16 protein-coding genes are annotated in these 15190 nt (G+C 47.0%); 12 read left to right on the top strand and 4 right to left on the bottom strand.

Annotated elements, in window-relative coordinates; all coding sequences use genetic code 11:
* Positions 1–9: 9 nt before the first annotated feature.
* The 11 genes from ACTHSW_RS08245 to lysC all read left to right on the top strand — a co-directional run bounded on the left by ACTHSW_RS08245 (position 10) and on the right by lysC (position 11878).
* Entirely contained in the window at positions 10–3060 is a 3051-nt protein-coding gene (locus tag ACTHSW_RS08245) for a host specificity protein J (RefSeq protein WP_440373845.1), read from the top strand.
* Positions 3061–3063: 3 nt separating this feature from the next.
* The gene (locus tag ACTHSW_RS08240) at positions 3064–3411 is read left to right on the top strand and encodes a hypothetical protein (RefSeq protein WP_440373844.1); all 348 of its coding nucleotides are present in this window, start codon (positions 3064–3066) and stop codon (positions 3409–3411) included.
* Complete coding sequence (locus ACTHSW_RS08235; protein WP_440373843.1) at positions 3395–5353, top strand: hypothetical protein; 1959 nt, start codon at positions 3395–3397, stop codon at positions 5351–5353. The genes ACTHSW_RS08240 and ACTHSW_RS08235 overlap by 17 nt, the downstream gene beginning before the upstream one ends.
* A gap of 48 nt (positions 5354–5401) precedes the next feature.
* Positions 5402–5713, top strand: coding sequence for a hypothetical protein (locus ACTHSW_RS08230; RefSeq protein WP_440373842.1), 312 nt, complete (start codon positions 5402–5404; stop codon positions 5711–5713).
* Between the two features lie 13 nt (positions 5714–5726).
* On the top strand, positions 5727–6155 hold the full coding sequence (locus tag ACTHSW_RS08225) for a hypothetical protein (protein WP_440373841.1): 429 nt from the start codon (positions 5727–5729) through the stop codon (positions 6153–6155).
* Positions 6156–6459: 304 nt separating this feature from the next.
* Positions 6460–6780, top strand: coding sequence for a hypothetical protein (locus tag ACTHSW_RS08220; protein WP_440373840.1), 321 nt, complete (start codon positions 6460–6462; stop codon positions 6778–6780).
* Position 6781: 1 nt separating this feature from the next.
* Positions 6782–10528, top strand: a complete 3747-nt coding sequence (locus tag ACTHSW_RS08215) for a right-handed parallel beta-helix repeat-containing protein (RefSeq protein WP_440373839.1) — start codon at positions 6782–6784, stop codon at positions 10526–10528.
* A 139-nt stretch (positions 10529–10667) separates the two neighbouring features.
* Positions 10668–11210 carry an NlpC/P60 family protein gene (locus tag ACTHSW_RS08210; RefSeq protein ID WP_440373838.1) on the top strand — a complete coding sequence of 181 codons (543 nt, stop codon included), beginning with the start codon at positions 10668–10670 and terminating at the stop codon, positions 11208–11210.
* A 2-nt stretch (positions 11211–11212) separates the two neighbouring features.
* The gene (locus ACTHSW_RS08205; protein WP_250578849.1) at positions 11213–11386 is read left to right on the top strand and encodes a hypothetical protein; all 174 of its coding nucleotides are present in this window, start codon (positions 11213–11215) and stop codon (positions 11384–11386) included.
* Entirely contained in the window at positions 11383–11727 is a 345-nt protein-coding gene (locus ACTHSW_RS08200) for a hypothetical protein (RefSeq protein WP_440373837.1), read from the top strand. The genes ACTHSW_RS08205 and ACTHSW_RS08200 overlap by 4 nt, the downstream gene beginning before the upstream one ends.
* Complete coding sequence (lysC, locus tag ACTHSW_RS08195) at positions 11624–11878, top strand: Rz1-like lysis system protein LysC (RefSeq protein ID WP_440373836.1); 255 nt, start codon at positions 11624–11626, stop codon at positions 11876–11878. The genes ACTHSW_RS08200 and lysC overlap by 104 nt, the downstream gene beginning before the upstream one ends.
* 35 nt (positions 11879–11913) lie before the next feature.
* Here lysC and ACTHSW_RS08190 read toward each other — a convergent pair whose 3' ends face one another.
* Genes ACTHSW_RS08190 through ACTHSW_RS08180 form a run of 3 tightly spaced genes read right to left on the bottom strand, consistent with a single transcriptional unit; the run spans position 11914 to position 12870 of the window.
* On the bottom strand, positions 11914–12123 hold the full coding sequence (locus ACTHSW_RS08190; RefSeq protein ID WP_440373835.1) for an XRE family transcriptional regulator: 210 nt from the start codon (positions 12121–12123) through the stop codon (positions 11914–11916).
* Positions 12116–12475, bottom strand: coding sequence for an anti-CRISPR protein AcrIIC2 (locus ACTHSW_RS08185; RefSeq protein WP_440373834.1), 360 nt, complete (start codon positions 12473–12475; stop codon positions 12116–12118). The genes ACTHSW_RS08190 and ACTHSW_RS08185 overlap by 8 nt, the downstream gene beginning before the upstream one ends.
* Before the next feature lie 44 nt (positions 12476–12519).
* Entirely contained in the window at positions 12520–12870 is a 351-nt protein-coding gene (locus ACTHSW_RS08180; RefSeq protein WP_440373833.1) for a hypothetical protein, read from the bottom strand.
* Positions 12871–13194: 324 nt separating this feature from the next.
* Between ACTHSW_RS08180 and ACTHSW_RS08175 the strand changes: the two genes are divergently transcribed.
* A complete protein-coding gene (locus ACTHSW_RS08175) occupies positions 13195–14769 on the top strand; it encodes a glycosyltransferase family 2 protein (RefSeq protein WP_107791896.1) in 1575 nt (524 codons plus the stop codon).
* Between the two features lie 220 nt (positions 14770–14989).
* Here ACTHSW_RS08175 and ACTHSW_RS08170 read toward each other — a convergent pair.
* Positions 14990–15190, bottom strand: a 201-nt coding sequence (locus ACTHSW_RS08170) for a transposase (RefSeq protein ID WP_440373832.1), incomplete at its 5' end; no start/stop codon positions are given.

The raw sequence follows: 15190 nt of genomic DNA, 5'->3' as shown, positions 1-15190 counted from the left end.
GATTTTGGAATGGGCGGTAAATCAGGTGGCGGCGCATCTACGCCGTATGAGGCTCCGAATACGTTGAATTCGGCGCAGTCTTTGCGGATTATCGACGCGATTTGTGAGGGCGAAATCAGGGGTTTCGCCAATGGCAACGATAAGCCGTGGAAGTCTGTTTATTTTGATGATACGCCTGTTCAGAATCCTGACGGGTCTTTTAATTTTAAGGGCGTGGTCGGCTTTTTCCAGCGCGGTACGCCTGATCAAACTTATATTCCGGGCTTTGATGCTTCGGAGCGTGCAGTGCCTGTGTCGGTCGAGGTCAAAAACCGCGCGCAGGTGGTGCGTGCGGTGTCTGATGAGTTGGTCAGCCGCCTTCGGGTAACGGTCGGCGTCGAGCGCAATTACCGCGTTGAGGACAACGGCGATACGAATCCGGCTCAAACGGCAATGGTTGTCGAAGTTATTGACAATAAGGGTGTTCATGCGTCTAAGACGGTTGAATTTACTGAAAAATCAAGCGGCATATATTATCAGGATGTGTTGTTTGAAAATCTGCCGCCTGCCCCGTTCAATATCCGTGTATCCCGGGCTACGCCTGATAGTAATACTGACAAGGTAGTCAATAAAACGTATTTCGCCAGCTATGTCGAAATTATCGATGCGAAATTGAGCTATCCGCATACGGCATTGGCTGCGTTGGCGATGGATTCCGACCAGTTCGGCAGCAATAACCCACGCCGAAATTATCTGATTGACGGGATGTTGGTCAATGTGCCGTCTAACTATAACCCTGAAACTCGGACGTATTCGGGGACGGTTTGGGACGGCTCGTTTAAAAAGGCTTGGACGAACAATCCGGCTTGGGTCTTTTATGATGTGTTGACGCAGCCGCGCTACTCGACTTTGGCGCGCCGTCTGAAATCGATGGACATTGATAAATGGACGCTGTACCAAGTCGGCAAATACTGCGATGAGTTGGTCGATGACGGCTTCGGTGGCAAAGAACCGCGTTTTGTTTGTAATGCCTACATTACCAATCGCCGTCAGGCGGGGGAGTTCTTGCTGGATTTGGCGAGTGTGTTCCGAGGGCTGCCTGTTTGGGATGGTAGCCGTTTTTCTTTGGTGATGGACGCTGATTCCGATCCTGTTGCCATGTACAACAACAGCAATGTCAAAGACGGGCTGTTTGCGTATTCGGGCGTTCCGTACAAGTCGATTACGACTGCGGTCATCGTGCAGTATGTGGACAAATATGACGGATACCGAACAAAAACGGAATACGTCGAAGACCATCAGGCAATCAAGCGGTATGGTCTGAACATCAAGCAAATCACGGCGTTTGGCTGCGATTCTCGCGGTCAGGCGGCGCGATACGGCGCGTGGATGCTGGAAACGGAGTTGCGGCAACAGTCGGCAATCAAGTTTACCGTTGGTCGTGAGGGTTTGCGCCATTTGCCGTATGACGTTGTTCAAATCATGGACAACGATTATGCGGGCGCGGAAGTATCGGGTCGTTTGGTTGATGTTTCGGGCTTGTCGGTAACGCTTGACCGCGATGTCGATGATGCGGTCGGTAAGCAGTTGTCTGTCGAAACGGCGGCGGGTATCAAGTCGCTGAAAGTGATGGCTCAGCCTGCTAAAAACCGCTTAGAGCTTGCTGAGGTTGTCGATGCGGCGGCTGGCGGCGTTTGGGTATTAATTGGACGCGTCAAACCGCGCCTGTATCGGGTTATCGGGACGAAAGAAAACGCCGCCGACGGTACTTTTGAGGTTTCGGGTATTTTGCACGACCCGAAAAAATACAAGGCTGTGGATAACCGCGCGCGGTTTGATACAGATGTTACGACGCTTCACGGAGCTATACCAAAACTGTCTTTGCCTGATGTGAAGTCGGACGGAGATAAGTTGTTAATTTCGTGGGATAACTTAGCGGCTGACGGCGGCGTTTTATCTTATGATATTAAGATTTACCGCAATAATAAGCTGTACCGTCATATTCCTGATGCTCAGACGGCTGATCTTTCGCTGGAAAACCTGCCAAATGGTCAGTATCGCGCGGAAATTCGCGGGCGGAATGCGCGCGGGGTGTTGTCTTCTCCGATTGAGAAAGGTTGGAGTGTTGATTACACGGTAAGCGGTGTTCGGGCAACGGCGAAGATGAACGCGGTGCAGCTTGACTGGTATCTGCCCGATACGGTCATGAAGAATGTGTCGTCTGAAATTTGGTATGCGCGGGAAAATAATTTTGAAGTCGCAACAAAATTGGCGACGGTTGCGTATCCGCAAACGACCTACACGCTTGCAGGTGTTTCGGTAACGGACGCTTTTTATTTTTGGGTGCGTATTGTCGATAATGCCGGTAATGCGGGGGAGTTTTCCGCCGCTGTGTCGGGTCGTTCTGATCCTGACCCTGCTCCGATTTTGGCGCAAATGCGTGGTCGCATCACTCAAGACGAGCTGTCGCGTGATTTGTTTGCTTTGGTCAATCAGCCGAAAGGTTTGGGCGAGGCAGACCGTCGGGCAATTTCCGAGCAGGTCAAGCAGGAAGTCAAGACGCTGAAAATTGACACGGCCGTCGTAACCGAAGTTAAAAAGGTCGTCAGTGACTTGGAAGGCAATATGAAGAGCCTGTATTCGTTACAGACTCAAGCATTCGGCAATGGTCGTCGGGCGATTTCCGGTATTGCGGTAGGTGCGAACAGCAAGACAGCCGAAGGTCATATCATGATGATGGCCGATAAGGTTATGTTTGTTGATCCGAACAGCAATCAGATCGTGCCTGCGATGGTTGTTGAAGTGAAAAACGGACGGTCAACGCTTGGTCTGAATGGCGATTTGATTGCAGACGGTACAATTCACGGTCGGCATATCGCGGCAAGTCAGACGATTCAGTCGCCGACGATTGTTGCGGGTACGTTGCGGATGGGGACTTTTGCCGTCAATCCTGACGGCGGATTTCAGTCTTCCGTCTCTGCGGGCGGCGGTAGCGTCGTCCTGAATCAACATGGGTTTGTCGCGCGAGACAGTACGGGCGGGTTGCGTATTCTTTTAGGGTATCGACCCGGATTAAGGTAGTTTATGACTGACTATGGGTTATTTTGCTTCGATAGCGGGGGTAATCAGATTGATTTGAATTTGGAATCGTCTTTAGTTGTGGAAGGTATCCTGTATCTTGGCAATGCTGAGACAGGGATGGTTCCTATCGATATGCTTTTCCCTCGCCGCCATTTTTTTAAAGGTATCTTTTTAATGCCGCAGTCTCATTCAAATGGCCCTGCGGATGTCGAGCATTTGTCGCCTGTTTATATCAAAAACGGGATGCTTTGCTGGGCGCATAATTTTTATCACTCTCGCAACTGGCCTGATATGTATTTTGGCGGCGGTGCGTTTGCTGGACGGAATTTACTTTATGGCTATTTCAACTGATGACTGGGGGTTGTCGATTTATAACGACAGCGGGGTTGATTTATGTAATTACGGTGTGTTTGTACCGAGATATATAGGTCGTCTGAAATTGCGTTACCCATTTAATCAGGGTGTCCATCCATCTTTGCTTAGGGTTGTTGCCGAAGATGGTCAAGAATTAACCATTGGGGACGGTAGTAAAAATCTGCCGTTTGCGGCGCATTTGGGGGCGATTGAGCCGATTCGGTTTGACCTCCCTACCGGCGCGGTTGTGTCTTCGGGATTTTATAACTCGCTCAATCAGGGCATTAGATTTTTATTGCCTTTGTATGGCGGTGTGGGTTTATTGCGTAATGCGAAAGGTATTATCCCGTCAGTTATTCACGGATGGGGCAGCGGGTATGATGCTGAAAAATGGGAGATGGCGGAATTGATGTGCCATGCTTTGAAGTCTGGCGGGGATATTCAAAATGCGGCATTGTTGAGAAGGCATATTCGGGGTCAGTTATCTGATGATGAAAAGCGAAATTTTGTATTGAGAGAATCAAAGTTGCGGCAGAATGCTGTTTCCGGGCTGCCGGTTACCATGTCTTTTCGCAGTAAGGCAACTGTCGTCCATGAGCATAGCGGATATAGCAATGTTTCGCTGGGTGCCGGATATTTGATGATTGAGATGACCGGCGGTACGGAATTGGAGATATTTTTTTATGAAACAGCCGGCTTGCCATACCAGTATTTGTGCCGTTGCTCGACGGTAATGCAATACGATGAATTTGGGCTTGATATGTATAACCCTTCGCCGCCTTTGCTCAATTATGTGATGGCAAAGGGGGATTCGGCGGCAACGGCAGAGGCTTTTGGACTGCCTGCCCGACCATCTGATTTGATAACGGGTCAGATTGAGCGGGCAAGGTGGTTTTTTACTTCGCACATCAATAAAAATGAGCCGCGCGATAGTGTATTTAATATGATTGGCACACTGACAAGCGGCGAGGATGTATCTTTGCGCCAAAAGTTGGCGGCTTATTTGGAGGGCAGTCCTGATGCCGATCTGAAGTATGAGCAGTACAACAGCAGTATGAAGCCTTTAAAGTTGTTGGGGAATGTGAATCCCGCAATGAGTGCAATTCAGAAGATTGAGTCCGGTGGCGGATACAAATATGTTGTTACTGGTGGTTATTTGTTCAACCGTGTCTGTCAGCCTGTTGGGATAATGGGCTTTGAGTCTGTGGACGCTTTGCTTGGTCAGAAAATTAAACCGGGTATGAGCGCGGGTGTTCATAGTCTTTGGCAGGCTCATGGAATCCGCACCCCGTCGCCTACTCCTGATGAGGTATTTCGTTGGAATTTGGATAATATCCCTCGGTATCAGCCGATTTTGAATTACAAATATTCCGATTATTTAAAAGACGCATGGGATGGTGATCCGCGTTTTAATTTATCGAAATGGCAGTCGTTCAAGGTTGGGCTGTTGTCGGCATTTAATGCGCGGATGTCGGAAAATTTGGCGGCATCTTATCGTCAATATAATAAGATGCTCGAAATTTCAAAGGTCGTCCGCGCCGGCGATATTGTTTTTTACAGTAAAGCGAACCCTGTGTCTGAGACTCAGTATTATCAGGAACATATTCAGAAGGCTGAAGATGCTTTGGCTAAAGAGTTGCAAACTGAATCTTTGGCAAGAAGTAATGCGGCTGGCGCATGGTATGAGCAAATGGGAAATGAATGGGCGCAGCGACAGGAAAATGAGTTCAAAAACGCTTTTGCATTGATGAATCAGTTGGGAAATCTGTTGAACTACAATACCAGCCGATATGGTGAAGCTGTTTTTTGGGGTGGTTGCGGATACCGACATTCCGATCATTCGTTAGAAATTTTAATTCCGCAGGCAGCCAATCATGGAGATATGAGCCGCGAACCTGCACCTGAGAATTGGGTGATGTGCCAGTCGCCTAATTTTTAACGTATTGCCGTCTAAATGGTTTAGGCGGTATTTTTTTAGGAGATCCCTATGGCTGAAAAACAGTTGGTTGGAATTCAAAAGAGCATGGCAGACGAACAAACCGGAGTGCCGGTCGAATTTCATACGGTTACGTCTATGTCTTTAGATTACGCCTATAAAATTTATTCGGTAACAATCGGAAGTTGGTATAACAAGCCTTGCTTTGAGCAAGATAAGCGTGCAGTCAGTTCATTGCAGTTGACGTTGAACGGCGCGCCCCCGCGCGGGGTTGATTTTATTGACTGGGCGCTGACGTCTGTCGCATCGGCGGAAAATACAAACAGCCCTTATGCAGGGGCAGAGCTTATTGAAGGTAAATAACGGGAGTGGGGAAATGTCCGAACCATTGGTCACGCCTGTCGCTATGTATACTTTAGGGGGTACGGTCGCGGCAGGTCATTTTTTAGGTATGCCGATTGACGCTGTTGTCCTTGGGGCGATGGCTTCGGCGGCGGTAACGATGGTCAGTGCGCCTCAAAGCCGATGGATGGCGGTATCTTATACCGTTATCGGCGGCTTGTTGGGCGGTGCGCTCGCGCCTGTGTTGGTGCATATCGTGCTTGGTAAGGCGGCGGCTGGAATGCCGGAGTTGGCGGAACAAAAAACGCCATTGGCGCATGTCGCCGCTCCGGTCATGGTCGGTTTGTGCTGGCAGTTGGTTTTGAAGGTGATGCGGGTGTTGTGGCCGTCGTTTGAGAAACACGCCGACGAAATTGTCGATTGGATTTTGAGCGTCCGTCTGACGCGGAGGAAGAAGAAATGATGTTGGTTTTGTCAGTTGCCCCTGCGGCCTTGGTCGCGTACATGATGATTTGCCGATTAAACGAAAGAAAGCGCGGCATTTGGGATTTTGAAGGCTGGGCTTTTTTGTTTATTTTGGGCGGGTCGATTTGGACGTTTTATAAGGCATGTTCGGTCGGGATGTACCCGATGATGGGCAAGCAATTCTTGGATATCGGAATTTGCTTGTATTTCGGTCAACGCACTTGGCGAAGCCGGAAGTGGAAATTTTGGCATAGTAAACACACGGCCGTCTGAAATTTAGACGGCTTTTTTTTGGGTGTTTTATGAATATTGTTAAGGTTGATTTTGATTTGAAACGCGGCACTCATGAGCCGCTTTTATTTCGCCCTGTGGATGCGTCGGGAAAGATTTTAAAGCTTTCCGTTATTGAGTCGGCGGTTTTGAATATCCGACCGATTTATGGATTGCCGATGAGCTTTAATTTGGATGTTACAGATGATGGTCTGTCGGTGATTTTGAAACCATCTGATACCAAAATGCTTACATGGTCGGTTGCCGATTATGAGGTCAAGGTCAATGTGCACGGGGTAATTAAAGTAATTTTTGAAGGCCGTCTGAAATTGGCGGCTGATTTAGGAGTTTGATATGACGATTAAGACGGGTGGAACGATTATCGGCGCGGTGGTGCAAAACCTACCTATTGTAATTGATGGTCAAAAAAGCATTTACGAAGAAGGTTTGAAAAACGGCACCCTTCCTGCCTCAACGACCTTTAAACAGTTTTTGGATATGCTGTCAGTCGGGGTAACCGATGATGAGGTAGATAAAAAAGTAGCGGCGGCAGTATCGGCGGAATTTATTCGTCTTGGATTGGGTAATAAAAATGGGAAACCGCCTATCGAGCAAGGCGGTAATGCGACTACAAAGCCTGCTGAACAGGGCAATACTGCGCCTGTTCAGGTTGTTGATAAAGGTAAAGTCAATGCATCTAAGGATATTTATGCAATGGAAAATATCCTCGTGGGTGGGAATATTATCGGTGCCAATATGGGAGTTGGTTTCCGTAAATCCCATAAAGAGACAAAGCCATTCGTTGATGTCTCTAATTTGAAAGAATATACCCATGCAGATGTAGTTAAAATCTTAGATGAGGCTAATGCTGCAAAAGGGGTAGCCAAATTCCCTGCCGGTGTTTTCAAGCTAAATAAAGGTATTCGATTTAACTCCACCTCTTTCCCAAATGTAAAAGGGATTGAGGGGGATGGTATGGGCAGAACCGTATTCATTGCGGAGTACGAGCAATCAGAGCGTTGGAATGCGAATACCAACCTGACTGATGCACGCCCGCAATCCGTTATTGTTGCCGAAGAGAAAGACGGTTTCGTTACCAAAGATTGTACCATTTGGTACAAAGGTACTTTCTACTGGAGTCCGAAAGACTACCCTGGCAATATCTTTACAAGTTATTTTGGCTCGGTTCACGGCTTAATGTACGACGCTACAACTAACAGCGTAATCGACGGCGTGGAGGTATTGGGCGCGAACCGTTGCGGCATTATCTGTTCCGCAACAGGGGATGAAATCAATAAACAAAACGCTAAATGGTATAAAGGCGAAATTACTAAAGACGGTCTGACTGCACATGGTCGCGGAAACGTTGTCAAAAACTGTTTCTCTCACCATAACCGTGTTGCCGGTATCATGGGTCAAAACCAAGTTGATATGCAGGTATTTAACAACTCTGCCCACTATAACGGACACGAAAAGGATGGTGGTACTGGGTATGGGGTTGTTCTTGCTAGTGGTTCAGTTAACGTAGATTGTGTAATTACTGAAAACTTGGTGGAACGTAACTACCGTAAGGGTTTGGATGTACATGACGCATATACCAGCGAGTTCCGCAATAACACTTCTCGTGGTAATCGCTTCTTCGGTATTGCAATCGAAGGTCGTGGGTATCCTCTGTCTAAATGCTATATTACTCGGAATGTATTTATCCAAGACCCTGACTTCCGATTGTCTGTGGATGATGACCATACTGCTTGGACAGATTCAAAAAACTCCGATTACTACCGATGGTGTGCTGTACGTTTTGAGGTTAACCCTCAAGCGGCTATCCAAACTTATAAAGTACCTGATGTGGTTGATTTGCAGGCAACAGAGAACTACATTAGCGGTATTTCGTGGGATGGTCGGGGCGCGCATCAAGCATTTATCGTGGCAAGCCGCGAAGATGACAATGGTTCTGTGATTAAAACAAACATCAGCAAAAACATTATCAAAGGCAAACGAGTTACTAACATTCTCTTTGCTAAAGGGTATGATACTGCCGTTAATGGTGTTGGTGAAATCTTGTTTGAAGATAACGAATGTTATTTCGAAGAAGTTACTGACGTGCCATTGTATTTTGATGAAGAAAGCAAAGTTGGTGAAATTACTCAAAGTATCCGTGTTCGCCGGAATATTTTTGAAATCACTAAACCAAGTGGATGGGTATCTCTCATTAGTTTCGATGCACAGGTACGAACCGGGATTAATGAGATAGTGGGTAATAGTATCCGTGTAGGTGATTTCGCTAAAAGTCAAATTCGTTTGGCAGGCGGGGATGCTCCAAGTAAGTTTAAAATATTGGTTAAAGACAATATTTGGGTTAAACAGTCTGCTTCGCAACTGTTGCCTGCACTGCTGTTAAATGAGACTAATGTGTCTCGTTCCAATGTAACATGGGTCAACAATCGTGTTACTGACGATAAAGGCGCTATCCTCACTATCCCCAATACTATTACAACAGACCCTAAACCTACTGAAAACACTGCAACACCTGCTCCTACCAAACCTGCTACATCAGGTGGATGGGATGCAAACTACAAACGACCTACCTCAAGCGGAACACCTCCGTTGCCTAATGTCTTGTTGGATTGGGATAAAGCAACTGATGATACTGTTCCGAATGCTGTGGGTGAAGGTGGTTTGGTTCGTGCTGGTGAGTATATTCCAAAAACAGGTTGGACTCACTTGGTAGATAAGACCAGCTCACCTAAGTTTGCTAAAGCACGTTTCTACGCACCTACTGCCTCATCTGGTGTATATCCTCGCTGGGATTTAGGTACAACCAATTCCGCAGGTCGAAGCACTTTGGTGTTCCCATTCCGTATTAATAGTTTGGGTACATCTACTCGTGTAACAACCGGACTCCACTTTATTGGTGCAGGTACTGCTGGGACTCCGGATAAAATTGCCGGCGGTGGGGCAGTAGTAGTTAAAGGAACTACGGACAAAACATTCAAGTTCACTAAAACAGGATTCCATATTGATGGTGTTATGTATGACGGTTCTGAATTAACTTTAGGAAAAATCTACACAATGGCAATCACATTTGAACCAAATGTAAATTATATTTCGTTTGGTGCAAGATTTGACGGCAATGGTCAAGTTGATGGCGATTTCTTTGAGGGTGCAGAGTTTTACACTACTTCATTGTCGCCGACAGACCGTGTAAACGCATCTTTGCGCGTGATGGATCTGATTGCGGCAGGGGGTAAAAAAACTGAGGTTCCTAAACCTTCTGAGTCTTCGAGTCGTGGTGATGGACAAGTAGTTGCTGGTACGCCAACGGAGGCACAACCACTGGCAGCAGATAGTAGTAACGATCAGGGCGGTACAGCTACTGCACAACCGACAACACCTGTGGCTCCGATACAGACTACGCCGGCAAATAGCGATCAGGCGCAAAGCCAGCCTGCGGCCAAGACCGAAACGTCTGTCAAATTCACGTTTGACGGCGTAGATGCGACGGCGGCGGCTGTTTCGGCGGTTGGTCAGGAATCAGCCAAGATGAAGTCAGTGATTAATTCCGAGCGTTTGGGTGAGCCTGTCGGTTGGGCTGGCGCATTTAAAGAGGATGGCGGTCATAAAGTGATGGTCACTTCTTTTTCGGAGGGTAAGGGTACGCGCTTTATTGAGACAGAAGGATTGTCATCTGATGGCAGTCGTGATACGGCGATTATTATTCCGTTTAAACATTTGGAAGGTGGTTCTGGTAATGCCGCTGCTTATGCGCTGTCTGTTCTCAATGGAGCAGCGGTTCAAAATATCGGTTTGATTTCGGCTATTGAAGAGAGTGGTGGATTCAAACTGCGTCATTACGCTGGCGTGACAATCAATGGTAAAGAGATTGTCCCGACTGAGGCTTATCGGCTTGACAAATGGTATGTCGCAGTTATCACGCTCAAAGGTGTGGCGTTTGACCGAATTCGCGTAGGTACAAACACCCACGGAAATACTGCCCGTAATATGGTTGTTGGTGCGGGGGTTGAATTCGTGCAGAACGACCTGTCCAAAGTTGCCGAAAAAGTATCTGCATTGATGACCGAATACGGTATTCAGGCATAATTTGCAGGACTGTGAAGCAAGAATTAATGCGCTTCGCTCCGGCGAATATTGAAAATAAGCCGTTGACACATTTTTTATAAAATTTAGGTCTTGTGGCCGTCTGATTTTCAGACGGCCTTTTTTATTTGGAGAACGAAAAATGCAAGAGTTGGAATGGATTAAAGAGGCAAAAAAACACATTGGACTAAAAGAGATTGTCGGCACTAAAGTGCATAACCCAACAATCGTGCAATGGTTGAAAGATATGGTGACATTTCCCGGCGCGGCAAAGTCTTGGTACTTTGAAGATGAAACGCCGTGGTGTGGCTTGTTTGTTGGTTATTGCTTAGGCAAGAGTGGCCGCGCGGTCATTAAGGATTGGTACCGTGCCAAAGCGTGGGCAAGTGCTGGGCTAACGAAGCTGGAAAAACCTGCTTATGGTTGCATTGCGGTCAAATCCCGAAAAGGCGGTGGCCATGTGTTCTTTGTGGTCGGCAAAAATGCAAAAGATCAGATTTTGGGACTTGGTGGCAACCAAGGCAATACTGTGTCTATCGTGCCGTTCAATGCGGCGGATATTGACGGTTACTATTGGCCGTCTAAATTGGTTGATGGTAAGCCGGTGCCGTCTAGCCCCACGCCTGAACGTTATGTTTTGTCATCTGTTACAGCAACCGCCGCGCATGGTGCAAGTGAGGCGTGATTATGAGTCCTATCGAATTTTGTGATGCGCGAATTAAAGAATGGGAAGCCAAGCTCAAGCAGGCGAGTGAGCAAGCGGATTTGAAGGGCTTTGAACACGCTGATCGAGAGCTTAAGAATTATCAGCAAATGCGCGAAATTGAGCGTGCCAAGCTTGGTAAAGAGGAGACTGTATGATTGCCGGGATGTTGAAAAACTGGCGGTTTGTGTTGGCCTTGGTTGTTTGTGTTTCGATTGTTTTTGCATGGCAATACGACCATGTTGCCCAATACCGGCGCGGACGTGATTCAATGGCGGCGGAAATTTCAGGCCGTCTGAAAGATGCCGCTATCGAGAAAGCGAAGCAAGACCGCGAATCGTCTGCCATGTATCAAGCCGACAAAGCGGTTCGTGAAGAGAAAGAGAGGGTGCGTTATGTGCAAGTTCCGAAGCTTATTGAGCGTGTCGTTTATCGCAATGTGTGCGTCGATGCTGACGGCGTGTCAGTCATCAACGCCGCCGTTGCCGACGGCAATTAAACCGCCGGCTGACCTTGTGCAGCCATGCCCGAATCTGCCTAAACTTGAGGGCGGTACGGGCGCGGATGTGTTGCCGTGGTCGTTGCAAGTCATCGGCTTGTACAATGACTGCAAGGCGCGGCACAAGGCGTTATCTGATACGTTCAAGTAAACAAAGGCCGTCTGAGATTTCAGGCGGCCTTTTTCTCATTTATTCTTCAAATATTCCAACAGTTTAAGCCATTTAGTGTGAGGCATATTCGCAAAACTGCTCATATTTGGGCTTGTTTCCCATTTTTGTGCGGTTTTTAATGTTGACGCTGTAATGTCGGCTACTTGTTGCTGTGTCAGCCCATATCTTCGGCGTAATGCCTTTAGATTGTTTGGCGTGTAGCCAAGTTCGAAATTCTCAATCATAAAAATCCCCATCTTCTGACAACATCAAATCGTCTGCCGTGATTTGGTCGCATACTTTTTTCAGGCTGTCTAGCCATTCCGCTGTAACTTCAGGGCGGTTGTTGTCTAAAAAGATAAAGTCCGACAGCCAAAGACCGATATTCGAGCGGTAGGCGAGGCGGCCTGTCTTGCTGTCTTCGACCATATCGCCGTTGACAGGCTTTTTCGGTATTGTTCCCGTGTATCTGTCATCTAGTGATTTCCGTGCCAAGAAGCGAGGGTATCGCGTATGAACGACAAATTCGTCTGTTTCAGCGCGTGCTTCGCCGTGAATAATTGCAGGGTATCGGTTGAAAATATTATTCTTGCTCATGATTTGCTTTCAAAAAAGCCGCCATATTTCAGGCGGCCTGTCTATTATGCTTCAAAAATTTTATTGCCGTTTGCAGTAGCCAAAAAGTCTTTTTGTTTCAACGGTAAGCTATTGTATTTGCTTTCTTCAATTTCCCATGCGCGGATTGAAACGCCGTCTGAGCTTTCAGCAAATGCTTTCAGTTTCTCAACAAATTCAGCCATCGCAGGGGCTTCATCATTGAACAAGAAAGCGCGGTATTGGCCGTCAAGTGATTCGATGGTTGCTTTGGCTGCCAAGTGTTCATTGATGATAGAAACTTCAGAATTGATGATGTTTGCAAGGCGGCGTTTTTCAGTTTGAGAAACTTTTTCAAAGCCGTTGAAAGATGTGAAGATGATAACGCGTTTGAACATTTTGATTTCCTTTCGATTTATCCTTGATTCCGTCAAGGTGGCGGTGTCAGACTTGTTGTCTGTCTATGTGTGTATATTACCGCACATAATGCGGTAATGCAAGATATTTTTTGAAAATATTTTTATTTCATTTGCACCTTTTTTGCACCTTTTTTTTGTAAAAATTGTTCAAATATTTGATTTATATATTAATTTAATAAAATATTGCATTACCCTGCATGGGGGCAAGAATAAGCTGCATGGGTCAGGCCGTCTGAAAAAAGGAGGACATATTGTAGCGGTATATCGGTTAAAATACAGCTTCCTTTTTCAGACGGCCTTTTTATGATGCACACAATTCCGGCAACCGCCGCCATGTTGGTAAAAAATTCAGAACGTTATCTTTCAGAAGTTTTGAGTGCGCTGAAAGACTTTGACGAAGTCCTGCTGTTGGACAACGGCTCGACCGACCGTACTTTTGAAATTGCTAAGGGCTTTCCCAATGTCAGCTATTACAAGCATGACTTTATCGGGTTTGGCCCGATGAAAAATCTGGCGGCCAGACTGGCGCAAAACGATTGGATTTTCAGCATAGACAGTGATGAAGTGGCGGATGAGGCTTTAATCGAATCCATTCGTGCGGCCGTTTTGGAAAATGAGAAGGAACATATTTTTTCGCTTTCCCGTCTGAACCATTACCACGGCAGACTGATTAAAGGCTGCGGCTGGTATCCGGATATTATTCCGCGCCTTTATCATCGCAGATTTAGCCGTTTTTCCGACCGTCAGGTGCATGAGTCTTTGGTGTTGCCGCAGGAAGCCAAGGTTAAACAACTCGATGGCCGTCTGAAACATTATTCTTTTGAAAACGCCGAAGGGCTGATTCAGAAAATGCAGCAGTATAGCTCACTGTATGCGGAAGAAAACCGCTTCAAGAAAGACAGTTCGCCGTTTAAGGCTTTGTTGCATGGCGGCGTATCGTTTGTGAAAAATTACCTGCTCAAGCGCGGTTTTGCTTATGGTGCGGACGGCCTGACGATTTCAGTTTCCAACGCACAAGGTTCGTATTACAAATATGTCAAACTCTACGAGCGCAACCGCACGATAACCGTCTCCCTCATCATCACCACTTACAATCGCCCCGATGCTTTGGAGCTGGTGTTGAAATCGGCTTTATCGCAAACCCGTCTGCCGGATGAGATTATTGTCGCGGATGACGGCTCAAGGCAGGAAACCGCCGAAGTGGTTGATTTTATCCGCCGCAGGACAAGTATTCCCGTTAAGCATTCATGGCAGCCGGATAGAGGCTTTCGTGCTGCCGAATCGCGCAACCGTGCGTTGGCGCAGGCGAAAAGCGATTATATTGTGTTGATTGACGGCGATATGGTTTTGGATCCGTCTTTTATCGCCGATCATTTGAAGATTGCCCGCAGAGGCCGTTTGATACAGGGTTCCCGCGTGATTTTGACTGAGGATAAAACGCAGGATATTTTGGATGAAGGCGATTTGCCTGCTTTGTCTATGTTCAGCTCAGGGATAGAAAAACGGCTTTCCGCCCTGCGCTGCCGTTGTTTGGCCAAATTGGCAGGCCGAAAAGGCAACCGCAAACATAAAGGCATCAAAACCTGCAATATGGGCTTTTTCCGCAGCGATGCGCTTGCCGTCAATGGGTTTGACAATAGCTTTGTCGGTTGGGGCAGGGAAGACAGCGAATTTGTCGCCCGTTGCTATCATAACGGGATGAAACGCCATAATTTGAAATTTGCCGGCATTGCGTACCACCTCTGGCACAATGAGGCAGAACGCGATTCTTTGCCGCAAAACGATGCCTTGTTGGAGGCAACCTTGTCGGAACGCAAAATCCGCTGTGTTCATGGCGTATCGGATTTTATAAAAGATGAAGAAGTAGCCGGGAAATAGCCTTATCATCTTTTTAAACCATAGAGGCCGTCTGAAAAAATCAGACGGCCTTTTTTGTGCTTTTAATGAGTCTGAGACCTTTGCAAAATTCCTTTCCCCCAACAGCCGAAACCTAAACACAGGTTTTCGGCTGTTTTTGTTTCGAATATCCACTGATTTTACCCAAATATCCCCTTAATTCCCCTTGGATACCTGATTAATCAGGCATCCGGGCCGCCTTTTAAGCAACAACAGGCACATTTAGCCTGTTAGCCGCTTTCAACAGGTTCAAACACATCGCCTTCAGATGGCTTTGCGCACTTACTTTGAGCAGACCGAAATAGGCTGCCCGGGCATAGCGGAATTTACGGTGCAGTGTACCGAAGCTTTGTTCGACCACATAACGGGTCTTCGACAAATATCGGTTACGTTTGGTTTGCGC

Origin of the sequence: Neisseria sp. P0008.S004, assembly GCF_051962755.1 — a bacterium.
GTDB classification, from domain to species: Bacteria; Pseudomonadota; Gammaproteobacteria; order Burkholderiales; family Neisseriaceae; genus Neisseria; species Neisseria subflava_A.
This window is presented reverse-complemented; position numbering and strand designations above follow the sequence as displayed.